The 26,400-nt window shown below is 64.0% G+C and carries 25 protein-coding genes, 1 pseudogene and 1 riboswitch; of the genes and pseudogenes, 18 read left to right on the plus strand and 8 right to left on the minus strand.

What is annotated here, in order from left to right; all coding sequences use genetic code 11:
- Together C0617_RS10130 and C0617_RS10135 are read left to right on the plus strand one after the other, a co-directional pair.
- Positions 1-674: glycosyltransferase (locus C0617_RS10130; RefSeq protein ID WP_291316908.1), on the plus strand; the 674-nt coding region annotated here is incomplete at its 5' end.
- Complete coding sequence (locus tag C0617_RS10135; protein WP_291316909.1) at positions 667-921, plus strand: hypothetical protein; 255 nt, start codon at positions 667-669, stop codon at positions 919-921. The genes C0617_RS10130 and C0617_RS10135, both read left to right, overlap by 8 nt.
- Before the next feature lie 25 nt (positions 922-946).
- Here C0617_RS10135 and C0617_RS10140 read toward each other — a convergent pair whose 3' ends face one another.
- Positions 947-1,246, minus strand: coding sequence for an HNH endonuclease (locus C0617_RS10140; protein WP_291316910.1), 300 nt, complete (start codon positions 1,244-1,246; stop codon positions 947-949).
- A gap of 178 nt (positions 1,247-1,424) precedes the next feature.
- Between C0617_RS10140 and trkA the strand changes: the two genes are divergently transcribed.
- The 4 genes from trkA to C0617_RS10160 all read left to right on the plus strand — a co-directional run bounded on the left by trkA (position 1,425) and on the right by C0617_RS10160 (position 5,675).
- The gene (gene trkA, locus C0617_RS10145; RefSeq protein WP_291316911.1) at positions 1,425-2,774 is read left to right on the plus strand and encodes a Trk system potassium transporter TrkA; all 1,350 of its coding nucleotides are present in this window, start codon (positions 1,425-1,427) and stop codon (positions 2,772-2,774) included.
- Complete coding sequence (locus tag C0617_RS10150; protein ID WP_291316912.1) at positions 2,775-4,217, plus strand: TrkH family potassium uptake protein; 1,443 nt, start codon at positions 2,775-2,777, stop codon at positions 4,215-4,217.
- 94 nt (positions 4,218-4,311) lie between these two features.
- Positions 4,312-5,166 carry an alpha/beta hydrolase gene (locus tag C0617_RS10155; protein ID WP_291316913.1) on the plus strand — a complete coding sequence of 285 codons (855 nt, stop codon included), beginning with the start codon at positions 4,312-4,314 and terminating at the stop codon, positions 5,164-5,166.
- Between the two features lie 143 nt (positions 5,167-5,309).
- Positions 5,310-5,675, plus strand: a complete 366-nt coding sequence (locus C0617_RS10160) for a rhodanese-related (seleno)protein (protein ID WP_291316973.1) — start codon at positions 5,310-5,312, stop codon at positions 5,673-5,675.
- Positions 5,676-5,882: 207 nt separating this feature from the next.
- On the opposite strand, the gene C0617_RS10165 is transcribed toward C0617_RS10160, so the two are convergent.
- From C0617_RS10165 to C0617_RS10175, 3 genes are all read right to left on the minus strand, one after another.
- The gene (locus C0617_RS10165; RefSeq protein ID WP_291316914.1) at positions 5,883-6,302 is read right to left on the minus strand and encodes a hypothetical protein; all 420 of its coding nucleotides are present in this window, start codon (positions 6,300-6,302) and stop codon (positions 5,883-5,885) included.
- 568 nt (positions 6,303-6,870) lie between these two features.
- Entirely contained in the window at positions 6,871-7,518 is a 648-nt protein-coding gene (locus C0617_RS10170) for a DUF3793 family protein (protein WP_291316915.1), read from the minus strand.
- Between the two features lie 506 nt (positions 7,519-8,024).
- Positions 8,025-8,948 (minus strand): LysR family transcriptional regulator, encoded by a 924-nt coding sequence (locus tag C0617_RS10175; protein WP_291316916.1) that lies wholly within the window; start codon positions 8,946-8,948, stop codon positions 8,025-8,027.
- Positions 8,949-9,111: 163 nt separating this feature from the next.
- On the opposite strand from C0617_RS10175, the gene C0617_RS10180 reads away from it, so the two are divergent.
- Together C0617_RS10180 and C0617_RS10185 are read left to right on the plus strand one after the other, a co-directional pair.
- Positions 9,112-9,288 carry a symporter small accessory protein gene (locus C0617_RS10180; protein WP_291316917.1) on the plus strand — a complete coding sequence of 59 codons (177 nt, stop codon included), beginning with the start codon at positions 9,112-9,114 and terminating at the stop codon, positions 9,286-9,288.
- Positions 9,289-9,304: 16 nt separating this feature from the next.
- Positions 9,305-10,918, plus strand: a complete 1,614-nt coding sequence (locus tag C0617_RS10185; protein ID WP_291316918.1) for a sodium:solute symporter family protein — start codon at positions 9,305-9,307, stop codon at positions 10,916-10,918.
- Positions 10,919-11,188: 270 nt separating this feature from the next.
- Here the strand turns inward: C0617_RS10185 and C0617_RS10190 are convergent, their stop codons facing one another.
- On the minus strand, positions 11,189-13,750 hold the full coding sequence (locus tag C0617_RS10190; RefSeq protein ID WP_291316919.1) for an amino acid permease: 2,562 nt from the start codon (positions 13,748-13,750) through the stop codon (positions 11,189-11,191).
- A 357-nt stretch (positions 13,751-14,107) separates the two neighbouring features.
- Here C0617_RS10190 and C0617_RS10195 point away from each other — a divergent pair, with 357 nt between their 5' ends.
- The gene (locus C0617_RS10195) at positions 14,108-14,572 is read left to right on the plus strand and encodes a hypothetical protein (protein ID WP_291316920.1); all 465 of its coding nucleotides are present in this window, start codon (positions 14,108-14,110) and stop codon (positions 14,570-14,572) included.
- A gap of 18 nt (positions 14,573-14,590) precedes the next feature.
- Here the strand turns inward: C0617_RS10195 and C0617_RS10200 are convergent, their stop codons facing one another.
- On the minus strand, positions 14,591-15,706 hold the full coding sequence (locus C0617_RS10200; RefSeq protein ID WP_291316921.1) for a homoserine O-acetyltransferase: 1,116 nt from the start codon (positions 15,704-15,706) through the stop codon (positions 14,591-14,593).
- A gap of 124 nt (positions 15,707-15,830) precedes the next feature.
- A riboswitch (SAM riboswitch) is annotated at positions 15,831-15,941 on the minus strand.
- Positions 15,942-16,279: 338 nt separating this feature from the next.
- Here C0617_RS10200 and C0617_RS10205 point away from each other — a divergent pair.
- Both C0617_RS10205 and C0617_RS10210 read left to right on the plus strand, forming a co-directional pair.
- A complete protein-coding gene (locus tag C0617_RS10205) occupies positions 16,280-16,702 on the plus strand; it encodes a DUF2780 domain-containing protein (protein WP_291316922.1) in 423 nt (140 codons plus the stop codon).
- A 450-nt stretch (positions 16,703-17,152) separates the two neighbouring features.
- Positions 17,153-18,368: pseudogene (locus C0617_RS10210) on the plus strand (ammonium transporter).
- 209 nt (positions 18,369-18,577) lie between these two features.
- Here C0617_RS10210 and C0617_RS10220 read toward each other — a convergent pair.
- Both C0617_RS10220 and C0617_RS10225 read right to left on the minus strand, forming a co-directional pair.
- Positions 18,578-19,045 carry an Rrf2 family transcriptional regulator gene (locus C0617_RS10220; RefSeq protein WP_291316923.1) on the minus strand — a complete coding sequence of 156 codons (468 nt, stop codon included), beginning with the start codon at positions 19,043-19,045 and terminating at the stop codon, positions 18,578-18,580.
- A 96-nt stretch (positions 19,046-19,141) separates the two neighbouring features.
- The gene (locus C0617_RS10225) at positions 19,142-19,534 is read right to left on the minus strand and encodes a response regulator (protein ID WP_291316924.1); all 393 of its coding nucleotides are present in this window, start codon (positions 19,532-19,534) and stop codon (positions 19,142-19,144) included.
- 244 nt (positions 19,535-19,778) lie between these two features.
- On the opposite strand from C0617_RS10225, the gene gluQRS reads away from it, so the two are divergent.
- The 7 genes from gluQRS (at position 19,779) to prmC (ending at position 26,399) form a co-directional block, all read left to right on the plus strand.
- The gene (gene gluQRS / locus C0617_RS10230; RefSeq protein ID WP_291316925.1) at positions 19,779-20,699 is read left to right on the plus strand and encodes a tRNA glutamyl-Q(34) synthetase GluQRS; all 921 of its coding nucleotides are present in this window, start codon (positions 19,779-19,781) and stop codon (positions 20,697-20,699) included.
- Positions 20,700-20,880: 181 nt separating this feature from the next.
- A complete protein-coding gene (locus tag C0617_RS10235) occupies positions 20,881-21,666 on the plus strand; it encodes a hypothetical protein (RefSeq protein WP_291316926.1) in 786 nt (261 codons plus the stop codon).
- A gap of 399 nt (positions 21,667-22,065) precedes the next feature.
- Positions 22,066-23,313, plus strand: a complete 1,248-nt coding sequence (rho, locus tag C0617_RS10240) for a transcription termination factor Rho (RefSeq protein WP_291316927.1) — start codon at positions 22,066-22,068, stop codon at positions 23,311-23,313.
- Positions 23,314-23,428: 115 nt separating this feature from the next.
- Positions 23,429-23,635: a 50S ribosomal protein L31 gene (gene rpmE, locus C0617_RS10245; protein ID WP_291316928.1), complete on the plus strand. Its 207-nt coding sequence runs from the start codon at positions 23,429-23,431 to the stop codon at positions 23,633-23,635.
- Positions 23,636-23,686: 51 nt separating this feature from the next.
- Positions 23,687-24,373, plus strand: coding sequence for an FAD-dependent thymidylate synthase (thyX, locus tag C0617_RS10250; protein ID WP_291316929.1), 687 nt, complete (start codon positions 23,687-23,689; stop codon positions 24,371-24,373).
- A gap of 95 nt (positions 24,374-24,468) precedes the next feature.
- On the plus strand, positions 24,469-25,536 hold the full coding sequence (gene prfA / locus C0617_RS10255; protein WP_291316930.1) for a peptide chain release factor 1: 1,068 nt from the start codon (positions 24,469-24,471) through the stop codon (positions 25,534-25,536).
- A 2-nt stretch (positions 25,537-25,538) separates the two neighbouring features.
- Entirely contained in the window at positions 25,539-26,399 is an 861-nt protein-coding gene (gene prmC, locus C0617_RS10260; RefSeq protein WP_291316931.1) for a peptide chain release factor N(5)-glutamine methyltransferase, read from the plus strand.
- The last annotated feature ends 1 nt before the right edge of the window (position 26,400 follow it).

Raw genomic sequence — 26,400 nt, forward strand, 5'->3', positions numbered from 1 at the left:
CCGCCGACGCCGCCCTGGCCGCCCCCTTCGGCCCGGAGAACCTGCGCGGCAAGCGCGCCTGCAAGCGGGCCCTGCAGCGGGAACTGGGCCTGGAGCCCGACCCGACGGTGCCGATCGTCACCATGGTCACCCGCCTCGACACCCAGAAGGGGCTGGACACCGTCGAAGAGGCCTGGCGGGACCTGGTGAAGCGGAAGCTGCAGTTCGTCCTCCTCGGCACCGGCGAGGAGGCGCACATGAAGCGCTTCGCCCGGATCGAGGGGAGCCGCCCCGGCCAGGTCTCCATCAACCTCTCTTTCGACGAGGCCCTGGCCCGGCGCATCTACGCCGGCAGCGACCTCTTCCTCATGCCGAGCCGCTACGAGCCCTGCGGCCTCGGGCAGCTCATCGCCCTGCGCTACGGCACGGTTCCGGTCGTGCGCAGGACCGGGGGATTGGCGGACACGATCACCGACCCGCGGGAGAGCCCGCGCCGGGCCAACGGCTTCAGCTTCGAGGAGCCGAGCGCCGCCGCCCTGATGGAGGCCCTCGACCGGGCCCTCGACCTCTACGAGCGCCGCCGCCCCTGGCTGACCCTGGTGCGGCGCGGCATGTCCCGGGACTCCTCCTGGGCCCGCTCGGCGGAGCGCTACGTAGAGCTCTACCGCCGGGCGATGGAGATGCGCGATGTCTGATGGGGGGGAAAAGGACACGGCCGGGGCCGGCCGGCAGGGAACCATCGGGGAGGAGACAGCCGCGATGGCCGCCGACCTGGACGCCATTCAGCAGGAGGTGGGAAAGCGCATCCGGGACAACCGGCGCTTCCTCGCCCGGTTCATGGACGAGGACTTCATGGACGAGGACTTCATGGACGAGGACTTCGAGGACGAGGACGAACGGGGAGAGGACGTCGAAGGAGAGGGGGATGCGGACGGGGAGTGATCCACGAGAAGGAGGGTCGAGGGGCCTACCCCTTCCCTTCGAGCCGCGCCAGGTACTCCCCCCACTCCACGGGCAGCAGCGACTGCTTGCGGCTGTTGCACTCCTTGCAGGCCGCCACGCAGTTGCCCTTGGTGCTGCGGCCGCCGCGCACCAGGGGCACGATGTGGTCGAGGGTCAGCTCCTTGGGAGGAACCTGCGCCCCGCAGTAATGACAGCGGCCCTGGCCGACGCGGTTCTTCCACCACTGGCTGCGGCGCAGCTCCCGCGCCTTGGACCGCTCCCGGCGGATCTGCTCCTCGGAAACCTCGATGATCGGATCGGACACGCTCCCCTCCCTTGTTAAAAAACCGACCCCATTGTAGCCAAGCCACCGGCCCGGCACAACCCCTGCCCGCCCCCCTGCCGCCGCACATCTTGCACAAATTTCCAAATTGTGCGATGTATACGATCGTCGTCGCCGGGGATTTTCTCCGGCGTCCCCCTTTTCACAGAGAACCGCGGACATGAAGATACTCATCATCGGCGCCGGCCAGGTCGGCTACTTCCTCTGCGAGCGCCTCTCCCACGAGGGTCACGAGGTGACCCTCATCGACCGCAACGAAGAGCAGCTGGGCCGGGTGCAGGACCGCCTCAACGTGCTCGGGATCCTGGGCAACGGCGCCAGCGCCGAAACCCTGGAGCAGGCCGGCATCAAGGAGACGGAGATCTTCATCGCCGTCACCGACATGGACGAGGTGAACATCCTCGCCTGCCTGCTCGCCCGGGAGTACGGGGTGGCCACCCGGGTCGCCCGGGTCAAGAGCATCGAGTACACCGGCCAGAGCGCGGTCCTCTCCAAGGAGAAGCTCGGCATCGACCTGCTCATCAACCCCGACGACGCGGTCGCCGACGAGATCGTCAAGATCGCCACCCGCTCGGGGGCCTTCGACGTGGCCGAGTTCGTCGAGGGGCAGATCCAGTTCATCGGCTACCACATCGGCCAGGAGAACCCCCTGTGCGGCCTCACCCTGCGCGAGCTCGGCGAGATCCGCGGCATGTACCGCTTCGTGGTCACCGCCATCGGCCGCGGCGACCAGACCATCATCCCCCGGGGGGACGACACCATCCAGGCCGGCGACCGGATCTTCATCTTCGCCCACAAGGACGAGCTGCCCTCCATCCAGTACCTGCTCCATGTGGAGGAGCCCTCGCGGCGCGGACACCGGGCCTTCGTCCTCGGCGGCGGCCACATCGGCCTGCGCATCGCCCGCCAGCTGGAGAAGATGCGCTTCGCCGTGCGCCTCGTCGACCGCGACGAGGAGCGCTGCGCGAGGCTCTCGGCGACCCTGAAGAAGACCATGGTGATCCACGCCGAGGGGACAGACATCCGCACCCTGGTCGACGAGGGGGTCGAGAACGCCGACGTCTTCATCGCCGTCACCGATAATGACGAGACCAACATCCTCTGCTCCCTGCTCGCCCGCCAGCACGGCGCCCGGCGCACCCTGACCCTGGTCAACAAGCCCGAGCTGCTCAACCTGGCGCCGACCCTCGGCATCGACGCCTGCGTCTCGGCGCGCCTCGCCGCCGCCGGTGCGATCCTCAAGTACGTGCGCCGGGGCGAGGTCATCTCCCTGGCCGCCATCGAGGGGAGCAACGCCGAGGTCATGGAAATCCAGATCAAGAAGGGAAGCGCCATCCTCGGCACCCCCCTCAAGGAACTCAACTTCCCCGCCGGAGCGATCATCGGGGCCATCGTCCACGGCCAGAACTACGAGATCCCCACCGGGGAGAGCACCCTGAAGAAGGGCGACCGGGTGGTGGTCTTCGCCCTGCCCGAGGCGCTGGCCCCGGTCGAGAGGTTTTTCGAATAGATGAACGGGATGCTGACCCTGCGCATACTCGGGGCCCTTTTGCTGTTTCTCTCCGGCGCCCTGCTCCTGCCCATCCCCCTCGCCCTGCTCGACGCCGACGGCACCGCCGGCCCCTTCGCCCTGGCCGCCGTCGTCACGCTCGCGGCGGGTTCGGCCCTGTTCAAGTGCTGCAAGAGCGGCAAGGAGCTGACCCTTCGCGAGGGCTTCGCCGTGGTGAGCTTCGGCTGGGGCCTCTACGCCCTGTTCGGCGCCCTGCCCTTCGTCTTCTCCGGGGCCATCCCCTCCTTCCTCGACGCCCTGTTCGAGACCATGAGCGGCTTCACCACCACCGGGGCGACCATCCTCACGGACGTCGAGGCCCTGCCCCGCTCCCTGCTTCTGTGGCGGGCGCTGACCCACTGGCTCGGCGGCATGGGGATCATCGTCCTCTCCCTGGCGATCCTGCCGATGCTCGGGGTCGGCGGCATGCAGCTGTTCAAAGCCGAGGTGCCCGGGCCGACCGCCGACCGCCTCAAGCCCCGCATCCAGGACACCGCCAAGCTCCTCTGGGGGGTCTACGTCCTGTTCACCGCCCTCGAGACCCTGCTCCTGATGGCCGGGGGGATGGGCCCTTTCGACGCCGTCTGCCACGCCTTCGCCACCCTCGCCACCGGCGGCTTCTCCACCCGCAACGCCTCGGTGGCCGCCTACGACAGCGCCTTCATCGACTGGACCATCACCCTCTTCATGTTCCTCGCCGGGGTCAACTTCTCCCTCCACTACCACGCCCTGCGGGGGCGTTTCGGGGACTACTTCCGGAGCGAGGAGTTCCGCTTCTACCTCGCCCTGACCCTCGGGGTGACCGCCCTGCTGGCGGTGCTCAACTACGGTTCCAGCTACGACTCGGTGGCCGACACCCTGCGCTACAGCGCCTTCCAGGCCTCCTCCATCCTCACCACCACCGGCTTCGGCACCGCCGACTACGAGCTGTGGCCGGTAGTCGCCCAGTTCCTGCTGGTCTTCCTGATGTTCGTCGGCGGCTGCGCCGGCTCCACCGGAGGCGGCATGAAGGTGGCCCGGGTGCTCCTGCTGTTCAAGCACGCCCAGGTCCAGCTCTTCCGCCTCATCCACCCCCGGGCGGTGCGCCTTGTCAAGCTCGGCGACCTCCCTGTCGACCGCGAGGTGATGCAGTCGATCCTCGGCTTCTTCGCCCTCTACGTCGGCAGCTTCGTCGTCGCCACCTGCCTGATGGCCGCCACCGACCTCGACGTCGTCACCTCGGCCGCCTCGGTCGTCGCCACCCTCGGCAACATCGGCCCCGGCCTCGGCGCGGTCGGCCCGGTCGACAATTACAGCCAGATCGCCCCCTTCGGCAAGAGCGTCCTGATCGGCTGCATGCTCCTCGGCCGCCTCGAGCTCTTCACCGTCCTGGTTCTCTTCTTCCCCTCCTTCTGGCGCAAGTAGCGGCGTCATCTCCCGCACTCCTGGCCCCTCCGGCTCTCTATTGATTTCAACCCCATGACCTGCCGGCCGGCGGACCACGCGGTATACTGGGGGCATGAGCTCCCTTTTCATCCCCGGACGGCGCCACGCCGCAACCCTTCTCGCGGCCCTGGCCGCAGCGATCCTCGCCGTCCCGACCGCCGCGGCCGCCGCCATGGAACACCGCTACATCTACTTTCCCGAACGCCAGCTGGTCGCAACCCCGGCCTCCTACGGCCTCATCTACGAAGACGTTTCCTTCGACGCCGCAGACGGCGTCACCCTGCACGGCTGGTACCTCCCCGGCGAAGAGGGGAGGCCCCTGGTCCTCTTCTGCCACGGCAACGCCGGCAACATCTCCCACCGGGTCGAGAACCTCGCCCTCTTTCACCGCCTCGGCCTGCCGGTCTTCATCTTCGACTACCGCGGATACGGCAGAAGCGAGGGCCGGGCGAGCGAGGAGGGGACCTACGACGACGCCCGCGGGGCCCTCGCCTGGCTGCGGAGCAGGAGCTGGGAGCCGGAGCGGATGGTCTACTTCGGCCGCTCCCTCGGCGCCGGGGTCGCCGTCCAACTCGCCCTCGAAGAGCCGCCGGCGGCCCTCGTCCTCGAGACCCCCTTCCCTTCCATCTCCGCCATGGGCTGGCACCACAGCCCCCTGCTCTACCTCCTGCTCGGCTGGAGCCTCGACGCCCGCTACGACACCCTCGGCAAGATCGGGCAGGTCTACGTGCCGCTCCTGCTGTTCCAGGGGGACCGGGACACCATCGTTCCGGAGAAGCTGGCCCGGCGCGTCTTTCGGGCCGCCAACAAGCCGAAGACCTTTCACCTGATCCGCGGGGCGGGGCACAACAACACCTACGATGTGGGCGGGGAGGCGTACTGGGAGGTTTGGCGGGGGTTTCTGGATGGCCTGTTCGGGAAGGAATAGGCTCCTCAGAAAGTTCCGACGGGACTTGTTTCCCAGCCATCCCCTGCTACCCTTCATAAAGCCGATTCAACACAACAGACCGAAAGGAGACGATCATGATGCGTAGTATAATGTTCGCGGCGGTGACCCTCGTCGCGACGGGGATGCTCCTCATGGGCATGGGCAAGGCCCCCGAGGCCGGCGAGGTGCCCCGGATGACGGCGCAGGAGTTGAAGGGGCAGCTCGGCACCCCCGACTTGGTGATTCTCGATGTACGGAAGGGGAAGGACTGGGAAGAAAGCGACCGGATGATCAGCGGGGCGCTCCGCGCCGATCCCAAGTCCCCCGGAAAGTGGACCGCCGACTACCCCAAGGGAAAGACCATCGTCCTCTACTGCGCGTGACCGAACGAAGGGACCAGTGCCAGTGTGGCACGGCAACTGATGAAGATGGGATACACCAACGTCTATGCCCTCAAGGGGGGATGGAACGGGTGGCTGGAAGCCGGCTACCCGGTGACGGCGAAGTAGTTTTTTCGGCCCTGAACCAGGGGCCCGGCCTTGCGAGAGCTCAGCCTCGGCTAGTTTCTCGAGGGCCAAAATTCAACGGGCGGCCGGATCGGCCGCCCGTTGTTATTTAAGATTCCAGTGCGCTATATCGCCGGAAGAACCTCAGCATTGCCGAAGAAGTGGCACGGGACAACGTGCCCCTCGACTTGCGACTGCCCTGCGGCAGGGTCACTCAAACACTTGATGAATCTTTATGATGACGGGCGGCCCCCAGTCAGTCCACTTCTTGGCATTTCTCTTGGATTGTGAAGAACCCGTCGACAGCTCCTCGATGCTTTTGAACATCGGTTCCTCGACCTCGGGGAACTCGATGGTGATCGTCACGTCGCCGTCGAGCAGCGAAGCGCCATCGAGCAGTCCATCCCTTATCAAGTCATCTGCGGTACTGACATCTTCGGTGGTGATGGTTGTCGTCACCTCCTCGCTGTCCTCTTCGGTAAACAGAAGCGCGTGCGGCGTCTCGCCTACCACCTCATCGATCATGGCATAAATGTCTTCATCAACCATATCGACGGCAAGGTGATGAGCAAATGCAACCGTGAAAGCGAGTACGACCATCATCGTCGTCAAAATTAATACTTTGGCCATGTTGTCCTCCCCAGCCAATCCGATCTTCGTAAGCAGGAACGCTCGTGCGTTGCGAAAAGCCTCGGTCGAATGAACAATCGGTTTCCAGAAGGGAAAAACACTTTCAAATGAACCACCCCCCTTCGTGGCTTGAGGTTCACGGCTTGGTCCCGGGGTGCGCCTGCGTCACCAAGGCCAATTGCCCCCGAGCGGTTTTCGCGTAAAGAAACCCTTTGTTTCCTGAATAATGACAGGGGCCCACCTGCTGTCAATCGCTTTTTACGTTAAATTAGGTGGATTCTTTTTCGAACAATTTCAAAAACTTACACAAACCTGCAAGCAGAAAGTTGTCAACTGCCGCCGCTACCCAATCAACGTACTACGACAATGTGCCGTAAAAGCACTACCGGCAAATACAACAATCAATGCAGTACAAATCAAAGGATCATTTCAGGCGCCAGGCGAATGAAACCGGTCTGTGTCCGGAAAATTGTTCAAAAACGCCATGGGTGCGAATGACCTCGGGTTAAGCTGCTGTCAGTTAACTACTTAAGAACGTCCCCCAGCCCGCCTCATTATTCCCCCCCCTTCAGTTCCCGAGGCAATCCCTGGGATTCTTTGCCCAAGCGAGTGAGCGGGCCATCTTCAACTGACAGAGGCGGAAGGAGCACACCAGTTCCAGGCTCGGTGCCGGGTCGCCGTAGATCTGCCACGGCCCCCGGCAACTCAACGGCTCCAGCCCGCAGCCCATGAAACCGAGAACATCCTTGAGAGGATAACCGAGGATGACGCCGACTTCGTGGGGCATCCCCCCCTCGTCGAAGCGCAGCTGCATCTCCCGCAGCAACTGCTCCGTTCCCCCCTCCGGATTGAAACCCCGTTCCCGTAAGAACCCAGTCACCGCGGGGCAGGCGAGTTGGCGCTTCAGCAAATCCTCGCGGTAGAGATAGACCAGCGTGTTGCGTCCGTTGTCGCGCAGGGTGAAGGCCAGCAGGGGGCTCTCGGCGAGGAGGTCGGCGCCGTGGCGTAGCCAGAGCTCGTACATGTACTGCCCGCAGGCCATGTGGCGATTGACGATGTTGACCAGGTTCCCGGGTTTGGCCCCGCCGAGGACTTCGGCAGCCTCGAATGCGAGGAAGGATGCAAGGCACTCCTTCCCCTCGAACCGCCGGCCGATCGGGGCCCAAATCGGCGGTTTGACAAGGGCGTCTGGCAACGCCTCCCTTAACGTGGTCATCGGCGGACTCCTCTTGGTGGAATTGAAAGTCGTTTTCAGTTTGCGTGAAAATACCCCGATCTGTCAATGTTTTTTTTGGCCATTTCGTTGAGGGTGGCAGGTGAAGCGGCGGGGGGAAATCAAAGTCGCCGGGTTATCGGCGAGCGGGGGGCGCGGGATACTATCGGTTTTGTGCGGGTCGAGAAAACGTACCTGAAATTTTGAGTTTCCCCTGGTCCGCCTGATTCTACATGCAATATTTGGGTTTTCGCATTGGGGCGGGGAAACGTAAAGGGTCACGCCTGAAATATCTAATTTTCAAGAACGTCCCCTTTTGTCCTTTTGTCACCCTGTGGGGTGCCCGCTCGGCAGGTTGTTCCCTAGCACAAAGGGGGACCCTGGCAGCCCATTGTCAAAACCTCAACAGCGCCCCCTCCTCCCCCCCACGGAAAAGGCCGAAGATAAGGGACGTCCATGCAGTTATGCGTTTCCCCTCTCGCCCTTTCACCGAGCCGGCTTGCATGCCGTCAGGCCCAAGCCTTGTCGGCGAGACTGCCGTCCCCTTCTTCGTGCGACTTACGCCAGATGTAGCCGATCGCCTCGCGCACGGCCTTGACCGGCCCCTTGTCGCGGTTGCCTTCCCGCCAGCCGAGATTCAAGGGGACCGAGCCCCAGCCCTTGTCCCAGATCAACGCCTTCCCGCTGGCGGCAAGGGGCCGCGCCTCGTCCTCGCGCATGATCCCCACCCCCTGACCGGCGATCACGAGCTCCCGAACGATCTGCTCGTTGGCCGCGGTCACGATCCTGCCGGGAGCCATCCTGAAACCGCCCATTTTCTCCTGCATGACCTGGTAAAAGGGGAACTTGTCGCTGACCCAGACCCAGGGCAGGTCGGCGAGTTCCTGCCAGTCGCGCGGCGGGCCCGCGGCCGCCAGGTTGCTCGGGATCACCACGCAGATGCGAACCTGGGTGATGGCGGCATGGTCGATGTCGGGCGCCTGCAGCGGGCCGTAAAAGAAGCCGAGGTCGATCGTTCCGTTTCTGAGGCTCTGGGCCGTGCTCGTGGTTTCGCTGGTATGGAAGATCACGTTCAGGTCGGAGCGCAGCAGGGCGAGGCGCTGGTTGATCTCGCTGACCCGCAGAAAGGTCGGGTCGGTATTGAGGCCGATGGTGACCGACGCGGTGATGCCGCGGCTGAGGGTTTCCGCGGTGCGCTGCAGGACGCCGGCCGCCTCGAGGGTGCCCTGGGCGTGGCTCAAAAGGATGCGGCCGGGTTCGCTGAGCCGCATCCCCCGCGCGGTCCGCTCGAAGAGGCTGACGCCGAGTTCCTCCTCGAGGGCCTTGATCTGGCAGGAGAGCGCCGAAGGGCTCAGGTGCCGCAGGTCGGCGGCCCGGGTCAGGTTCCGCTCGCGCGCGATGGCGACGAACGACCTGAGCTGGTAAAGCTCCATGGTCATCTCCGTGGATTCGGCAGCGTTTGAAAAATTCAAACACAGCCTAGAAAAACTTCAATTGGACTGCCAGTGTAAAACACGGTAAAAACTCAGTCCAGCAGTTTCATAACGCTTCAGCTCAACCGGGAGCGTTGCAAAAATATTCACAAAGGAGACGCCAATGTTAGGATTGGAAGGACTGGGAGTGCCGGCCGGCTTCGCCCTGACCCTGCTCAGCGCCCTGCTGTGCATCTGGTACGGAGTGAAAAACTGGAACCGCGGGCACCTGAGCGACGATGAGGCCCGCCGGAAGCAGGCCTGGGCCCGGGAAGAGCAGAAGGTCGAAGAGAACCTTTGAGCCGAGGAGAGCAGAAGTGAGTATTCCGTTGCTGACCAGCGTCGTCCTGGTCTACCTGGCGATCGTCGCCTGTCTGACAGTCAAGGCCTACCGGAGCACCACCAGCGCCGCCGACTACATGCTCGCCGGGCGCGGGATTCACCCCTTCGTCATGGCCATGTCGTACGGCGCCACATTCGTCAGCACCTCGGCGATCATCGGTTTCGGCGGCGCCTCAGCGGTCTTCGGCATGAGCGTGCTGTGGCTGACCTTTCTCACCATCATGATCGGCATTTTCATCGCCTTCGTCTTTTTCGGCCGCCGCACCCGCCTGATGGGCCTCAACCTCGAAGCCCACACCTTCCCCGAGTTTCTCGGCCGGCGCTTCGACTCGCTCGGCCTGCAGGGGCTGACCGCGCTGCTGATCTTCACCGCAATGCCGCTCTACGCCAGCGTGGTGCTGATGGGCGGCGCCAAGTTCATCTCCCAGGTGCTCGCGATCGACTACGGCGTCGCGCTCTTTTTCCTCACCGCGATCATCGCCCTTTACGTGATCATGGGCGGGCTCAAGGCGGTCATGTACACCGACGCCTTCCAGGGAAGCATCATGTTCAGCGGCCTGCTGGTTCTGCTCGGGGTCACCTACTACAAGCTCGGCGGGGTGACCCTCGCTCACCAGCGCCTGAGCGACATGCGGGAGATCGCGGTGCAGGTTTTCGGGGCCAAGGGGCACACCGGCTGGACGGCCTTTCCCGAACTCGGTTCCGAATACTGGCTGATCGTCGTGACGACCATTATCCTCGGGGTCGGCATCGGAGTGCTCGCCCAGCCCCAGCTGATCGTGCGCTTCATGACGGTCAAGAGCAACCGCGAGCTGAACCGCGCGGTCCTGATCGGCGGGATCTTCATCCTCGTCGCCGTCGGGGTGCCGTTCATCGTCGGGCCGCTCTCCAACGTCTTTTTCTACTACGAAAACCCCGCGACCCAGGGACAGATCGCGCTCCTCGCGGCCGAGAAGAACGTCGCCCGGATCATCCCCATGTATATCAGCTCCGCGATGCCCCAGTGGTTCACCGCCCTTTTCATGGTCACCCTCCTCTCGGCGGCCATGAGCACCCTGAGTTCCCAGTTCCACGCCATGGGCACGTCCCTCGGGCGCGACATCTACGAAAAGGCCCTCGGGCGCAGCGGCAACCCGGTGCTGCTGACCCGGATCGGCATCCTCTTCGCCATCATGCTCAGCTACTTTCTCGCCTGGGGGCTCCCCAGCTTCTTCGAGGGGGGGACGGCGATCATCGCCCGCGGCACAGCGATCTTCTTCGGCATCTGCGCCGCCGCCTTTCTGCCGATGTATTTCGGGGCCATCTACTTCCGGGGCATGACCAAGCTGGCCGCCTACGCCGGTTTCGTCTGCGGCACCGCGGTCAGCTTCTTCTGGCTCTTCTTCGTCCACCTCAAGGAGTCGAAGCCGCTGCTGCTGTGCAAGGCGCTGTTCGGGGTCGATTCCCTCGCCATGGGGACCAAGTGGGCGCTCGTCGACCCGCTGGTGATCGCCCTGCCCGCCTCGGTCGCGGCGACGCTCCTCTTCAACCTGTGGGGGCGGCGGCCGTCCCGCCAGCACGTGGAGCGCTGCTTCGACAACGTGAGCTGACCCGCTGCGGGCGCCCTGCCCCGGCGGCAAGAACGACGCAACCGATGACAAGCGCCTCTGAGTCCCCCGGGACCAGAGGCGCTTTCTTGTTGGGGTTTGCGCCCGGCTGTTTGGCGGCGGGCCGCAAACCTTTAATCCCGACGGGGTTGTCGATTTTTCATGTTAAAACTCAAGCCCATGGGGCCACAGAAAAAATATCCAGGAAAAGGGTGAACTCCCCCTGACCGGAGGCCCCTGGCAGGACCGTGAGACGACAGAGTAGACCCCTTCTCAGACCGATGTTCCGCCCGGCCCTTTTTCGGGGTCCCCTTTCAGGTGGTACTTCTTGCGAAGCTGCTCCAACTGCCGTTTCTCCAGTTCCCGCTTGGCCTCGGCCTTGGCTGAGCGCCTGATCGCCTTGTCCAGGTTCTGGCGAGACTCCGCCAGGTCTTCATAAGGCGTGACCGCATCGCCTTCGGCTCCCCGCCTGGGGCCATCCAGCAGCGCCTTCAGATTCTCCTCGATGGCCAGGTTGGCCGCCTCCAGCTCCTGCTCGGCAAGCTCGGCCCGGCTCTGCGCCGCGCCGAGGGCATCCTCGGCCTCGGCCAGCAGGCCGGCGGCACCTTCCTCCGGTTCGGCATCGAGTTCGATCTGTTGCGCGGCAACGACCAGGGCGACCAGTGGCAGCTTCGGCAGAAGGTTGTCGGCGGATTCCCCCGTACAATCGATGATCTGCCCCTCTTTCAGGGCCAAAGGCAAGACCACCAGGCTGGCATCCGCCGAACATCCGATCACCGTGGCGCTTTTGCAGTCCGCGACAACGACGGCTTCGGCGTCGATCCGACCCTGCTCGAGCTCCTTCTTCAAGGCCTCGATCGTCCCCTCGCGATCCTCATTCTGAACCGCGGCCAGCACCCTCAGTTCGGCCTGTTCCCAAAAGGGGGACCGCGTCATCATGTGGGCCAGGAGCAACATCAGCGCGCTGCTCTTTCGATGCTCGTACCAGATATCGATCCGTCGTTCATCGGCGGCCTGATTCTCCAGGCGCTGCCATTCCTGCTCTTTCGCATCGAGCAGCACCAGGTTGTAGCCGAGCCGCAGGCCCGCGCGCAGGTTTTTGCCGAAGTTTTTGAGCTGTTCGGCATAATGCTGCTGGGTGTTGATGCCGTGGTGATTGATCAGGACGGTGTTGGCCCGCAGGGGGCCGACCCCGTAGGATTGCAGCAGCAGCGAACTGCCGACCTCGAAGGACGGGGCATTGACCACCAGCGGAAATGCCTGAACGCCGCTGGCGGCGATATCCTCATACAGTTGACTTTCGGCGGCGGCCTTCTTCAGGGCTCTCTGCGGGCCGCTCTCCTCGAGGATGCGCACCAGGGTTGTCAATCCGCTCCCGCCTTCGAGCCAGGAGGAGAATTTCAGCAGCCGCCCGCGACGGACACGGCTGTCGGAGAAGGCGAGAATCTGCGGCCGCCAGTCCCGCGGGTGCTCCAAGTCGTGCGAGGCCTGCAGCAGGTGCTCGCGCACCCGCTGCAGGTGGTAGGAGCGGCGGCTGTCGGCCCAGCGGCTTTGCTGTGCGGTGCGCTGCAGGTACTGATAAAGGCTAAACAGCACCGCCACCGCCAATGCCCCGGATTTCCAGTCGATGGCCAGCATCGCCACCAGGCAGACCAGGGCTCCGGCGAGGCTGGCGTGTTGATGAAACCACTTGAAGCGCGGTCGGAACGAGGGGCTGGCGGCCTTGGCTTCAAAATAGGTCGCGTAGTTGAGCAGACCGTAGGAGATCAAAAAGAACATCGCCACCACGCTGGCGATCAGGTTCAGGTTGCCGAGGCCGACGGTCAGCACGGCGATCGCCGCAGCCAGCAGGACGCCGCGTTGAGGGTTGCTGGCAGGCCCCGCCCCCTTGGAAAAAGGGTTCAGAAGGGGAAAGATTTTGTCGCCCGCCAGCGACTGCAGAATCCGGGGGGCGCCGAGAAAAGAGGCCATGGCCGAAGAGAGGGTCGCCGCGAAAACCCCGGCGACGATCAAAAAAGGCAGCCAGGCGACCCGGTTCATGGCCTCGTAATCACCGACCATCAGTTCTTGGGGCAGGGTGCCGGCAAACAAGAGTGCAGCGGCGAAATAGACCAGGACCGAAACGCCCACGGCAAGGAAGGTTCCCAGCGGCAGACTCTTGCCCGGATCGCGAAGGTCTCCCGACATGCTCACGCCCTGGGTGAAGCCGGTGACGGCGGGGAAAAAGACCGCGAACAGCGCCCAGAACCCGGGGCTCTCCCCCGCGGGCCGCCAGTTCGCCTGCAGAAGTTCGCCATCCCATTGCTGCAGCCCGCCGAGGAAAAAGGAGACCAGGGCCAGGCAGAGAATCCCCATAACGGCATACTGAAACCGGGTCGCCCAATCGGCCCCCTGCCAGGCGAGGACGAACAGGCCGGCGATCGCCAGCAGCGCAATGACCTGCGCCCCGCCGCCGCCCACCCCGAACAGCCCGGCGGCCACCTCTCCGAAACCGATGCAGTAGAAGCCGATCGAAACCGATTGGGCCAGAAAGAGCACCAATCCCAGTGCGCCGCCGAACTCCAGCCCCAGGGTGCGGGAGATCAGGTAATAATCGCCGCCGCCGCGGACCGTCAGGTTGGTGGCGATGGCCGACAGCGAGATGCTGGTCAGCACCGAGATGGTGTTGGCAATGAGAATGATCAGCAGGGCCTGCTGCAAGCCGGCGGCTCCGACCACGTAGCCGAGCCGCATGAAAAGGATGATCCCGAGGATGGTCAGAACGCTCGGGGTGAAGACCCCGGCAAAGGTTCCCAGCTTGTTCGTGTCCTCCAACTGCCGTCGCTGGTTGCTCATCGATTCTCCCCGAAGGCCCGAAGCCGGATCGTGGCGACACCATGAAAGTCTACTACCTCCGGAGAAGATCCGCTATCAAGGCGAGTGCAAAAGTGGCCAGCCCTTGATGCCGGACAGATTCAACCTCGGCGGGACTTTTTTTGCCCGCAGCTCCCTGCCGCCGGCGGGACGCTCAACGCCCTCCCTCAGTCACTTTCCTACCCCACAACCGCCAGCTCCGTCCCATCTTCCCGGTAGAGCGCCCCGGCGCCTGAACCATTGACATTCCGGAGGGGTGTTTTAGCTTTTCAGTAAGGAGCGGGCACTTTCGAGGCCACCGCGGCAAAGACGGCTTCGGCCCGGCATGAAAAGATGAACATGCCCCTACCTTTCCTGCAGGGCCCCGACGCCCCGTTGTCGAACTTGGTGCTCCTTTTCCTGGCGGCGTTTCTGCTCATCGGCATCTCCCCCTTCCTGGGCAAGGTCGTTGCCAGAATGCGCGGATCTTCCGGCAGGCCGGGCCGACCGAAGGAGCCGGGGAGAGCCGCTCTTGAGCAGCCCTCCGGAGAAATGAACGAGCCCCTGCACTTGAACGCCTACGAGGCGATCGTCCTCAGGCGACTGGCACAGGCCGGCAGGCGGGGCGTCTCCCTCCGGTCTGTCGACACGGACCTTGGCATCGCCCCGTCGCTCATCGCGAGCGCGTTGGAGTCGCTGCACGCCAGGGGTTTTGTCCGCCTGGCGATAACGCTTTTAGGCCGCACCCGTGTCCATTTGTCGGGAAAAGGTCGAGGCTACGCGCAAGAGCACGGCTATGTGCCGACCCTTGGGAGCTGGCATTGAGGGGGAGATACGGCGATGCTAGCCGGCGAGACGGTCGAGAAACTCGACCACGTAGGGGGTGAACTTGTCCGGTTCGACGAGAAAGGAGTCGTGGCCGTAATCCGAGTCGATGAGGCGGTATTCCACCGGCTTGCCGAGGCTCTCGAGGACCGCCACCACCTCCTCGGTCTGGTTCGGGGGGTAGAGCCAGTCGGAGGTGAAGGCGAACCACAGGGAGGGGCAGCGCAGGAGGCCGAGGGCCTCTTCAAGGGAGTCGAAGTTCCAGGCGACATCGTACAGGTCGAGGGACTTTGCCAGGTAGAGGAAGCTGTTGGTGTCGAAGCGGCCGACGAAGTTGCCGCCGTTGTACTCAAGGTAGCGCTCCACCTCGTACTGACCGAAGAAGTCGAAGAGTCCGTCGCGGGCCGAAAAGCGCCGCCCGAACTTGAGGTGCATGGAAGCGTCGGAGAGGAAGGAGATGTGGCCCATGGCCCGGGCCAGGGCGAAGCCGTCGGCGGGCGGGTGCTCCGGCTTGTAGTTCCCCTTTTTCCACAGCGGGTCGTTAAAGATCGCCTGGCGGGCCACGGCGTTGAGGGCGATGGCCATGGGGGAGGTGCGCCCGGTGCCGGCGATAGGGATGATGGAGCGCACCGCATCCGGGTAGAGGATGCCCCACTCAAGAGCCTGCATCGCCCCCATGCTGCCGCCGATGACGGTCACCAGGGAGTCGATGCCGAGACGCTCGAGGAGCATTTTCTGGGCGCGCACCATGTCGCGCACCATGACCACCGGAAAGGACAGGTTGTAGGGGCGCCCGGTGCGCGGGTTGGTGCTGGCCGGACCGGTGGAGCCCTTGCAGGAGCCGATGACGTTGGAGCAGATCACGAAGTAGCGCTCGGTGTCGAGCACCTTTCCGGGGCCTATCATGTCGTCCCACCAGCCCGGCTTGCGGTCTTCCGGCGCGTAGCGGCCGGCCGCGTGGGCGTCGCCGGTCCAGGCGTGGGTGACGAGGATGACGTTTGACCGGTCAGCGTTGAGCGCTCCGTAGGTCTCGTAGGCAAGCCGGATCGGGCCGAGCAGGCGACCGCTTTCCAACTGCAGTTCGGTGTCGAACTCGGCGTATTCAGTTGTGACGATGCCGACCGATCCGCTCAAATCATATCCCTATGACCACCAGGCGCTGCACCGAAGTGCAGGGGTTGCTGGAAAAAAGGCCCCTTCCCGGATCAGATGGGAAGGGGCCTTCGGATACATGAATGGAGCGTATCGTCTGGCTCCGTCCTCATCTTCCCCCGCTGCCGGGGAAGGAATTAGCACCTGGCGTCCGCGCCGCGCGAACCGGTTGCTGTGGTTTCACAGGGCCTTATCCCTCCACCACTCTTGATAAAGACGTTGCACTATCTATTTGTAAGGACAGACTCTAACGAAAAGCCGGGGCATTGTCAAACGGATTTGGCGGCCTGACGCCGGTCTCAGGCGGCGAGGGGCGAGTGCCGGTTTTTGGTTCGATGGGTGTCCGTCGATCGCCCTGCCTGTCCGGGAAGGGACGTATTGGCCTTTCAAGGCACCGCCCTGCCGTTGGGAGAAACCGAAGGGGCGCCTCTCCCCCCGGCTTGACAGAGAGGCCTTTGCCTATATGCTGAGGGTGAAAGTGGGCATCTCGGGCCCGGAAAACTCCGGACCTTTGGGCCCTCGACCCGAACCATCACGAAAAGGGGAGGTGTGACCATGGCAGGGATTCAGGACTTCATTCAGATGGCGAGCCAGAACCTGGGGATCAACCAAGAGACCGCCAGCGCGGCGACCGGTGGCATCCTCGGTTTTATGAAGGAGAAGGTCGGCGGGGCCGACTTCGATGAGTTGCTCGGCAGACTGCCGGGTGCGGAGAACCTTCTTCACGGCTCCGAAGAGGGGGCCGAAGAGCACCACGAAGGGATGATGGGCGGCCTGATGAAGAAGGTGACAGAGATGCTCCACATCGGCGGCGGAGCCGGCCTGGCCGGGATGCTGGGCGGCTCGGGTCTCGACGCCGCGAAACTGGGGCCCTTCGTTTCGATGTTCGTCGGCTTCCTCAAAGAGAACGCCAACGGGGGCCTGGCGGGCCGGCTCCTCGACAAGGTGCCCGAGTTGAGCAAGTTCATGGGAAAATAGGGGCCGGATTCAGGCGATCCGGAATCGCCGATCGACTCTACCAGACGAAAAAAGGCCGGGTCGCCCCTCCTCCCCGGAGGGGCGACCCGGCCTTTGCCTTTCCTTCCGCCCTCCCCCCCCGGCCCGTCACGGCAACCACCGCTTGAGCAGAAAACCCACCCCCTTCCTGCCGGCCAACTTCTCCGCGCTTGCCTGACCTTCCCCCTCGGGCGCCCGCGCCGACGGCGGGGACGACTCGCCTCGGTCTTCCCCGAGAAGCCCGGCCGCGCTGTTTAAATTGCAGGCATTGGCGCCCAATAAAGGTGCAGCAAACCGTCCAAGGGGGGGGCGTGGATCTCCGCCCCCCCCGAAACGAGGCGCTTTTAAGGACGGCATGGGAGTTGAAAGAGGACCTCGACAACTTCGGCGACAGCGGCGTCGCCGAAAAATAAGACGAGGAGGTCTTGGACGATGGAGTCTACGGTGCAATCCCTGCAGCACGGCGGTGACGTGCTGTTTCTCATGCTGGGCGCGGTCATGGTCTTTGCCATGCACGCCGGTTTCGCTTTTCTGGAGGTGGGCACGGTTCGCAAGAAGAGCCAGGTCAACGCCTTCGTCAAAATCCTCTCCGACTGGTCCGTTTCCACGGTCGTCTATTTCATGATCGGCTACCCCATCGCCTACGGGGTCCACTTCCTGGTCCCCGCGGGGGAGTTGCTCGGCGGAAACCAGGGCTTCGAGCTGGTCCGCTTCTTCTTCCTGCTATGTTTCGCGGCCTGCATCCCGGCCATCATCTCCGGCGGCATTGCCGAGCGCGCCCGCTTCTGGCCCCAGGTCCTGGCCGGGGCGGTCTTCGCGGGGCTGACCTACCCCCTGTTCGAGTCGTTTATCTGGGGGCGGAACAGCGGCGGTCTGCAGGCTTTCTTCGAGAGCACGTTCGGGGCCCCCTTCCACGACTTCGCCGGCAGCGTGGTGGTCCATTCCATGGGCGGCTGGCTCGCCCTGCCCGCGGTCCTTATTCTCGGCCCCCGGCTGAACCGCTTCGTGCGCGGCAAAAGCCAGCCCATCCCTGTCAGCAACATTCCCTTCCTCGCCCTCGGCAGCTGGATCCTCGCCGTGGGTTGGTTCGGCTTCAACGTGATGAGCGCCCAGAGCCTGGAGGGGATCTCCGGGCTGGTGGCGGTCAATTCCCTGATGGCCATGGTCGGAGGCGTCCTCTTCGCCCTCGTGGCGAGCAAGAACGATCCCGGCTTCGTGCACAACGGCGCCCTGGCCGGCCTGATCGCCATCTGCGCCGGTTCAGACCTGGTGCACCCGATCGCGGCCTTCGCCATCGGCGGGCTGGGATCGCTGATCTTCGTCTACGGCTTTCAGTGGGAGCAGGAGAAACTGCGCATCGACGACGTGCTCGGGGTCTGGCCCCTGCACGGCATTGTCGGCACCTGGGGGGGGGATTTCCGCGGGGATTTTCGGCGGTCCGCTTTTCGGGGGAATGGGGGGAGTGTCCTTTATGAGTCAGCTGGCAGGAAGCCTGCTGGCCGTGGCTTACGCCCTGGTGACCGGCACCGTGGTCTACTTTATTATCTCCAGGGTATTCGGCTTCCGCATGGAGGACGAGGAGCAGTTCGCCGGTCCGGACCTGTCGATCCACAGCATCCACGCCTACCCCGAGGACTATGTCAAATAGCCCTGCCAATTTGACGGAGGGGCGTTCAGGACGTACAATTTAAAGCACAAGTGATTTCAAGGGGAGCTGGACGCAGCTTCCTTCATCGCCCTGGACGACTTGCCCTCCTGGTCTCCAGGGTGTTTTTTAGCTGCCCAAAACCGACGGCCGCACCGATCTTCATTCGGTGCGGCCGTCGGTCATTTCTCGCGATCCCTGCCCTGCGCGGTTCACTCGGCCGGGGTGTCCTTTTTCGACATTTTTCCCTTCTCGGCCAGAGCCCCCAGGTTCAGTGTCTCCTGCCGGGCAAGGTGGGCGAAGTTGTAGCGGTCGAGAATGGCCATGATCTCGTCCTGAACTTCCCTCCAGGCTCCGTGCATAGGGCAGAAGACGTCCCGGTCGCAAAAACCGTCATGGGCCAGGCACTGGTTGAGGTAGAGAGGGCCTTCTTCGGCCTTGACAACGTCGAGAAGGGTGACTTCGGCGGGGGCCTTGAGAAGGTAAAACCCACCTCCCACGCCTCGCTGGGAACCGACGATGCCTTCCTTTATGAGAGGCTGGAGGAGTTTTGTGAGGAACGCCGGCGTGACTCCCTGGGTCCTGCAAATGTCCTTCTTGAGGACGATCTCCCCACGGGGTTGCTTGGCCATGAAGAGCAGGGCCCGAATGGCGTACTCGGTTGCACGGGTGATGATCATTGCCAGCCTCCCAATAGATTACCGATGGGGTAATGGATACCTCCCGGGAGGGGTTTTGTCAAGGCCGGGGTCATGCCCCGGATCGGGAAAAGCGGTTCAGGCGGCGCCCCGCGCGGTTTCCGCAAGGGCCTGGCGGACCCGCCGCGTCAAGGAGAGAGCGGTGAAGGGCTTGCGCAAAAAGCCGTCGGCCCCAGAGGAGCGTGCCAAGCCTTCCAGTTCTTCGGCCGGCTTGGTGGACATGAGCAGAACAGGGATGTGACGACTGGCCTCGCGCTCCTTGAGAAGACGGACCTTGCGGTCGCCGTTGAGCATCGGCATCATGACGTCGAGGAGGATGAGGTCGGGCCGGCGCATCGGAGAGTAGATGATGCTGTTGGCCTCGATCCCGGATCCGGCGGTGAACACCTCGAATCCGGCCTGTTCCAGAGCCTCGGAGGCGATGGCCAGAACCAATTCGCTGTCATCGATAACCACGATTCTCTTCGGCATGACCCCTCCACAAAAGACAGTGTTTGTAAAATTAAATCCTTACAGGGAAAACGTCTTGCCGGAACGATCGCATTCCCACCACCAAGGTGCCGCAAAATAAATAACAGTGTTCTACTTAGAGGGGTTTCCGGGAAAAGTCAATGGAATTCTCTTTCCCGCCCCGGACCCCCTCCGCGTGGGCTGTTGACAGGGGGCCGCCGGCTGGGCATCATCATGGGACCTTGTTTCCCGGAGTTATTTCTTCATGGACCGTCAGCACCCGACACCCCAACCGACCGTCGGCCGCTTTGCCCCCAGTCCTACGGGTGCGCTCCATTTCGGCTCCCTGGTCACGGCGGTCGGCAGCTATTGTCTCGCCCGGCAGACCGGGGGAAAGTGGCTGATGCGCATGGAGGACCTGGACACCCCGCGGGTCGTCCCCGGGGCGGCGGACGAGATCCTGTGGACCCTGGAGGCGCTCGGGTTCGAGTGGGACGAAGAAGTGCTCTACCAGAGCCGCCGCACCGACCGCTACGAAGCGGCACTGGAGCGACTGCGAGAGCAGGGACGGATCTTCGACTGCGGCTGCACCCGAAAGGAGATCCTGGCCAGCGCCCCTCATCCCGGCGAAGAGGGCCCCGTTTATCCCGGAACCTGCCGGCACGGGCTTGCCGCTGGACGGCGCCCCCGGGCGCTGCGGGTCCGGGTTCCGGAGGAGAAGGTCTGCTTTGCCGACGGCCTTTTCGGGGCCGTAGAGCAACACCTGGTCAGCGCGGTGGGCGATTTCGTGCTGCGCCGGGCCGACGGGCTCTTTGCCTACCAGCTCGCGGTGGTGGTGGACGATGCCGAATGCGGGGTAAACCAGGTGGTCAGGGGAGCGGACCTTCTGTCCTCTACACCACGGCAGGTCTTTCTTTATGCCTGCCTGGGCTGGCCGCCCCCCCGCTTCGTCCACCTGCCCCTGGCCCTGGCCCCCGACGGCGAAAAGATCAGCAAACGCCACGGGACGCTGGCACGGGGCGACCTCCAAGAAGGCGGGGGGAGCCTCTGCCGGGCGCTGAGGTTTCTCGGCCAGCAGCCTCCCGCAGGCCTGGACCTGGCGCCCGCCCGGGATGTGCTTTCCTGGGCGATCGCCCATTTCGACCTGAAGCGGGTCCCTTCCCGGTCCCGGCCGGCGGAAGGGTGAAGACCGACCCGCGTGCCCCAGGAAGAGGACTTTCCCTTTCGCCCATCAGGCCTCTTCCCCTTCCAGCCGTCTTCTGGTACCGTTGTTCCATGACAGCACTGCCCGCCGTGGGCCGACTGCCCTCGCACCGGGCAAGGAAGGCGACGAAGCCGGGCATTTTCGTTTGAAAGGCAGGTGCATCATGTTGCGAGCTTTAGCGTTTACCCTCCTGGTCCTGCTGAGCGGCTGCGCCGGCGTGTTGCCGGGCGGGGCGGAAAAGGACCGGGCCGCGGTCCGGACCCTCGGGGTCCTGCCCCTCCTGGTGGACGAGGGCTCCGCCATCGGACACCCCGAGCGCCAGGGGGTCGTTGACCTCCTTTACCGCCACAACGTTCTGAAAGAGAGTCGCCTGACGGCCCTGCTCAAGGAGAGGCGCAAGTTCTTCGACATCAGGCCCATCTCCGGCGACCCGGCCCGGCTTTATGCCCGCTTGGTCCGGGAGCGAGCCCTCGCCGGAGAAGGGCCGGGACAGACCTGGCAATACCGATTAAATCCTTCTGCGGCGGCCGAACTGGCCCGGGAGGGGGCGGCCGAAGCACTGCTGGTGATCGTTTTCAACGGAATCGACCGGAAGGAAAAGCGCTGGGACCGCACCCGGCTCAACTTTCTCGAGGGCGAGTTCAATGCCCTTCTCGCCACCGCCATGGTGGTCTTGCCCTCGGGGGAGGTGGTCTGGGAATCCTCCGGGGCACCGGGAAAGGCCTTTGCCCTGCTCCAGTACCCCGATTTCGACGAGGCCTTCTACAACCTGACCGACCAGGTGCAGGTCAAGTTCGTCACCCTCGCCGGTCTGGAGCGCGCCCTGGCCGAACCGGAGCGCGGAGTCTTCGCCCGAAGCCCTTTTCCGCGCCGCTACGGGAAACTGTTCGAGGAGATCGCATCCGAGCTAAAACCAGACCGCCTGGTTCCGCAGGGGGGCGTCCGCTGACCTGCCCCCCCTGCCCTTCCCCGGCGGAAGAGCGGCCCGGAGAAGACCCTTTTGGGAAAAAAGAAAAATAACCGATTGACAGGTACGGACAAAGATAGTACATAGATAAGTGACAGTCACCTCGATAGCCTCCGGTCAAGTTGCAGTCCTGAGCAGTCCATTCGGAACCCATCCAAACTCAATTTTCGTTCATTTAGAAATCTAAATCGCCAGTGGCGGGGGTACCCGCCGCGCTCCTGTGCGGGTGTCCGAATCAAGGGCAGCTCCCCGCCAACCCACCTCATAATTTGACCTCTGAATCTCATAGAGACACCGAAAATCCTACCCATTACATTGTAGCCCGCGGGCGAAAAACCGCGGGGCGGTGCGTCCGGCAGAGCATGCGGCCGAGGAGAATCCATGAACCTGAAAGAACTGAAAGAGAAGAAGGCCACTGAACTGGCGGCCATTGCCAACAACCTGAACCTTGAAGGCACCGCCGGGATGCGCAAGCAGGACCTCATCTTCGCCATCCTCAACGCCACTGCGGAAAAGAACGGAGCCATTTTCGGCGAGGGAGTCCTGGAGATCCTCCCCGACGGGTTCGGTTTCCTGCGGGCACCGGACGCCAACTACCTGCCCGGGCCGGACGACATCTACGTCTCGCCCTCCCAGATCCGGCGCTTCAACCTGAAGACCGGCGATACGGTCTCGGGTCAGATCCGGCCCCCCAAGGAGGGCGAACGCTACTTCGCCCTGCTCAAGGTCTCCGAGGTCAACTTCGAGAACCCTTCGGTGGCCCGGGACAAGACCCTCTTCGACAACCTCACCCCCCTCTACCCCGAAGAGCGCATCCTTCTCGAGACCGAGCCGGACAACCTCTCGGCGCGGGTCATCGACCTGGCGAGTCCGATCGGCAAGGGCCAGCGCGGCCTGATCGTGGCCCCGCCGCGCACCGGCAAGACGATGCTGCTGCAGAACATCGCCAACTCCATCACCGCCAACCACCCCGAGGTCTACCTCATCGTGCTCCTTATCGACGAGCGCCCGGAGGAGGTGACGGACATGCAGCGCAGCGTCAACGGCGAAGTGATCTCCTCGACCTTCGACGAGCCGGCCACCCGCCACGTCCAAGTCGCCGAGATGGTCATCGAAAAGGCCAAGCGCCTGGTGGAGCACAAGCGCGACGTGGTCATCCTGCTCGATTCCATCACTCGCCTTGCCCGCGCCTACAACACGGTGGTCCCCCCCTCCGGGAAGATCCTCTCCGGCGGGGTCGATTCCAACGCCCTGCACAAGCCGAAGCGCTTCTTCGGTGCGGCGCGCAATATCGAGGAGGGCGGCAGCCTGACCATTATCGCCACCGCCCTGATCGACACCGGCAGCAAAATGGACGAGGTCATCTTCGAGGAGTTCAAGGGCACCGGCAATTCGGAGCTCCACCTCGACCGGCGCCTGGTGGACAAGCGCACCTTCCCGGCCATCGACATCAACAAGTCGGGCACCCGCCGCGAAGAGCTTCTCCTGGACCAGGTCAGCCTGCAGCGCATCTGGCTGCTGCGCAAGGTGCTCTCCTCCATGAACGTGGTCGACAGCATGGAGTTCCTCCTGGACAAACTCAGCGATACAAAAACCAACCAGGAATTTTTCGATTCCATGAACCAGTAACCCCTTCGGGGCGGACAAAGCTCTTGCAAATTGGCCCCAAAAGTGGTATCCGTCCCCTTTGCACTTCACAACCCGAACCGAGGCCTGTACAAGCCAGGCCGCCGAGGAGAATCCCATGAGAGAAGGCATCCATCCCAAGTACGAAGACGTCACGGTCAAGTGCCACTGCGGCGCAACCTTTGAGACCCGCTCCACCAAGGGCAGCGACATCACTACGGAGATCTGCTCCTCCTGCCACCCCTTCTTCACCGGCAAACAGAAGCTGATTGACACCGCGGGGCGCATCGAGCGTTTCCGGAAAAAGTACGGGCAGCCCAAGTAAGCTTCGGAGACGGCCCATCGAGGCCGTCTCTTTTTTTCGATCCGGCAGATCATGCTTGTTCAACTATTGACCCATACCCCCGATCCGGAGCAGGTGGTGGCCTCGGCCGCCCGCCTGTGCTACTCCGCTGCGTCCATCGACCAGCTTCAGGAGAAGAGCCGGGCCGACAGCGAGACCCTGATCGGCAAGATTCTCGATCTGGGCCACCTCTCTGTGCTGGAGCACGCCTCGTTTACCTTCGGGGTCGAGGGGATCAGCCGGGCCTGCAGCCATCAACTGGTGCGTCACCGGCTGGCCTCCTACAGCCAGCAGAGCCAGCGCTACGTGGCCCTGAAGGAGCGCTTCGCCGCGGTGACGCCCCCTTCCCTTGCCGCAAAGCCCGAACTTCTGGAGCGCTACGAGGCCCTGCTGGAGGAGATCCACGGGGTCTACCGGCAGTTCATGGAGGCGGGAGTTCCCGCCGAGGACGCCCGCTTCGTCCTGCCCAATGCCGCCGCCACAAAGATCGTTCTGACCATGAACGGCCGGGAACTGCTCCATTTTTTCAACCTGCGCTGCTGCCGCAGGGCCCAGTGGGAAATACGGGCCCTGGCCAAGGAGATGCTGCGCCTGGTCCGGCAGACCGCCCCCGGCCTCTTCGCCAAGGCGGGGCCCGGCTGCCTGCAGGGAGCCTGCCCTGAAGGTCCGATTACCTGCGGCCAGATGGCCGAGGTGCGCCGGGAATACGCTGACCTGTAGGGCCGCCCTTCGTCCGTCGCGCTTCGAGGTCCTGTTGACAAGAGCCTCCTCCCCCCCTTCTGACCGCCGACAGCTGTCGGCGAATTAAATTACTTATGTTCAGCAAACTCGAAGAAGTCGTCGACCGCTTTCGGGAAATCGAAGGCCTGCTTTCCGACCCGGCCACCATGGCCGACCAGGGCAAGTTCCGGGCGTTGACCAAGGAGCACGCCGGTCTGTCGGAACTTGTCGAGGTCTATGGGGAGCTCCGCAAGACAAACGAGGAACTGGGAGGCAACCGGGAACTGCTAAAGGATTCCGACCCGGAAATCCGTGAGATGGCCAAGGCCGAGATCCTCGAACTGGAGGAGCGCCAGGGGGAGCTCGAAGGGCAGCTCAAAATACTGCTCCTTCCCAAGGACCCCAACTACGAAAAGAACATCATCCTCGAGATCCGCGCCGGCACCGGCGGCGACGAGGCGGCCCTGTTCGCCGGAAACCTTTTTCGCATGTATACCCGGTACGCCGAGGGAAACCGCTGGAAGGTTGAGATCATGACCCTTTCCGAATCGGACGCCGGCGGATGCAAAGAGGTCATCGCCATGATCAGCGGCGACCGGGTCTACTCGCGGCTCAAGTTCGAGAGCGGCACCCACAGGGTGCAGAGGGTCCCGGAGACCGAGGCCCAGGGGCGCATTCACACCAGCGCCTGCACGGTGGCGGTGATACCCGAGGCTGAGGACGTCGATGTCGACATCGACCCCTCGGACCTGCGCATCGACGTGTACAGGGCTTCGGGGGCCGGCGGGCAGCACGTCAACAAGACCGAGTCCGCGGTGCGCATCACCCACATCCCCAGCGGGGTGGTCGTCTCCTGCCAGGACGAGAAGTCCCAGCACAAGAACAAGGCCAAGGCGATGAAGGTCCTCAAGTCGCGCATCCTCGACAGCATGCTTGCCGAGCAGCATGCCCAGATGGCTGCCGACCGCAAAAGCCAGGTCGGCAGCGGCGACCGCTCGGAGCGGATCCGCACCTACAACTTTCCCCAGGGCCGCTGCACCGATCACCGCATCGGCCTGACCCTCTACCGCCTCGACGCCATCATGCAGGGGGAGATCGACGAGATCATCGACGCCCTGGTGACCGATTCCCAGACGGCGGCCATGGCCAGCCAGGAGGGTTGAGCTTGGGCGAGACCTGGACGGTGCTCCGCATCCTGCAGTGGACCGCGGGGCATTTCGCGCAAAAGGGGATCGAAGGGGGGCGGCTCGACGCCGAACTCCTTCTCGGCTACACTCTCGGCCTGGACCGGGTGGGGCTCTACATGAATTTCGACCGCCCCCTCACCCCCGAGGAACTCGGCCGCTTCCGGCAACAGGTTCAGCGGCGGGCCGGGCGTGAGCCGCTGGCCTACATCCAGGGAGAGACGGAATTCTGGTCCCTGCCGCTTCGGGTCGGGCCGGATGTCCTCATCCCCCGCCCGGAGACGGAGATCCTTGTGGAGGAGGCGCTGAAGAGGGCGACCCCCTCCAGCATCGTCCTCGACGTGGGGACGGGCAGCGGCGCCATCGCCGTGGCCCTGTCGCACGAACTTCCCGGAGCGTCGGTCACGGGGTTCGACATTTCGCCCGGAGCGCTTCAGGTGGCGGCAGAAAACGCCCGGCGCAACGGAGTACAAGGGCGCCTGAAGTGGATTGCGGGGGACCTGGCCCGGCTGCCTGCCGGGCCCTACGACCTGATCGTTTCCAACCCCCCCTACATCCCGAAGGGAGAGATGGCGGGGCTTATGCCGGAGGTGGGCGGCTTCGAGCCGCACCTCGCCCTGTGCGGCGGCGCCGACGGCCTGGACTGCTACCGGCACCTGGCCCGCCAGGCTCCCGGTTGCCTGCGCAGCGGAGGCTGGCTGCTATTGGAGGTCGGGGCCGGACAGGACAACGCGGTGCGCGACCTGCTGGACCGGGCGGGGCTGACCGAGACCTTTTGCCGGGCGGACTACGCGGGAATCGGCCGGGTGGTGGGCGGCCGTCTGAGCGACCAAGACATCTAAC

It is taken from the genome of Desulfuromonas sp., assembly GCF_002868845.1.
GTDB lineage: Bacteria > Desulfobacterota > Desulfuromonadia > Desulfuromonadales > BM501 > BM501.

What these genes read in the sequence shown, in the direction of transcription:
- rpmE (WP_291316928.1), top strand. Translation starts at nt 23,429, where the DNA reads ATGAGAGAAGGCATCCATCCCAAGTACGAAGACGTCACGGTCAAGTGC.
- rho (WP_291316927.1), top strand. Translation starts at nt 22,066, where the DNA reads ATGAACCTGAAAGAACTGAAAGAGAAGAAGGCCACTGAACTGGCGGCC.
- C0617_RS10235 (WP_291316926.1), top strand. Translation starts at nt 20,881, where the DNA reads ATGTTGCGAGCTTTAGCGTTTACCCTCCTGGTCCTGCTGAGCGGCTGC.
- C0617_RS10220 (WP_291316923.1), bottom strand. Translation starts at nt 19,045, where the DNA reads ATGATCATCACCCGTGCAACCGAGTACGCCATTCGGGCCCTGCTCTTC.
- C0617_RS10190 (WP_291316919.1), bottom strand. Translation starts at nt 13,750, where the DNA reads ATGAGCAACCAGCGACGGCAGTTGGAGGACACGAACAAGCTGGGAACC.
- C0617_RS10195 (WP_291316920.1), top strand. Translation starts at nt 14,108, where the DNA reads ATGCCCCTACCTTTCCTGCAGGGCCCCGACGCCCCGTTGTCGAACTTG.
- C0617_RS10170 (WP_291316915.1), bottom strand. Translation starts at nt 7,518, where the DNA reads ATGACCACGTTAAGGGAGGCGTTGCCAGACGCCCTTGTCAAACCGCCG.
- C0617_RS10180 (WP_291316917.1), top strand. Translation starts at nt 9,112, where the DNA reads ATGTTAGGATTGGAAGGACTGGGAGTGCCGGCCGGCTTCGCCCTGACC.
- prfA (WP_291316930.1), top strand. Translation starts at nt 24,469, where the DNA reads ATGTTCAGCAAACTCGAAGAAGTCGTCGACCGCTTTCGGGAAATCGAA.
- C0617_RS10165 (WP_291316914.1), bottom strand. Translation starts at nt 6,302, where the DNA reads ATGGCCAAAGTATTAATTTTGACGACGATGATGGTCGTACTCGCTTTC.
- gluQRS (WP_291316925.1), top strand. Translation starts at nt 19,779, where the DNA reads ATGGACCGTCAGCACCCGACACCCCAACCGACCGTCGGCCGCTTTGCC.
- C0617_RS10150 (WP_291316912.1), top strand. Translation starts at nt 2,775, where the DNA reads ATGAACGGGATGCTGACCCTGCGCATACTCGGGGCCCTTTTGCTGTTT.
- trkA (WP_291316911.1), top strand. Translation starts at nt 1,425, where the DNA reads ATGAAGATACTCATCATCGGCGCCGGCCAGGTCGGCTACTTCCTCTGC.
- C0617_RS10175 (WP_291316916.1), bottom strand. Translation starts at nt 8,948, where the DNA reads ATGGAGCTTTACCAGCTCAGGTCGTTCGTCGCCATCGCGCGCGAGCGG.
- C0617_RS10225 (WP_291316924.1), bottom strand. Translation starts at nt 19,534, where the DNA reads ATGCCGAAGAGAATCGTGGTTATCGATGACAGCGAATTGGTTCTGGCC.
- C0617_RS10205 (WP_291316922.1), top strand. Translation starts at nt 16,280, where the DNA reads ATGGCAGGGATTCAGGACTTCATTCAGATGGCGAGCCAGAACCTGGGG.
- C0617_RS10135 (WP_291316909.1), top strand. Translation starts at nt 667, where the DNA reads ATGTCTGATGGGGGGGAAAAGGACACGGCCGGGGCCGGCCGGCAGGGA.
- thyX (WP_291316929.1), top strand. Translation starts at nt 23,687, where the DNA reads ATGCTTGTTCAACTATTGACCCATACCCCCGATCCGGAGCAGGTGGTG.
- C0617_RS10155 (WP_291316913.1), top strand. Translation starts at nt 4,312, where the DNA reads ATGAGCTCCCTTTTCATCCCCGGACGGCGCCACGCCGCAACCCTTCTC.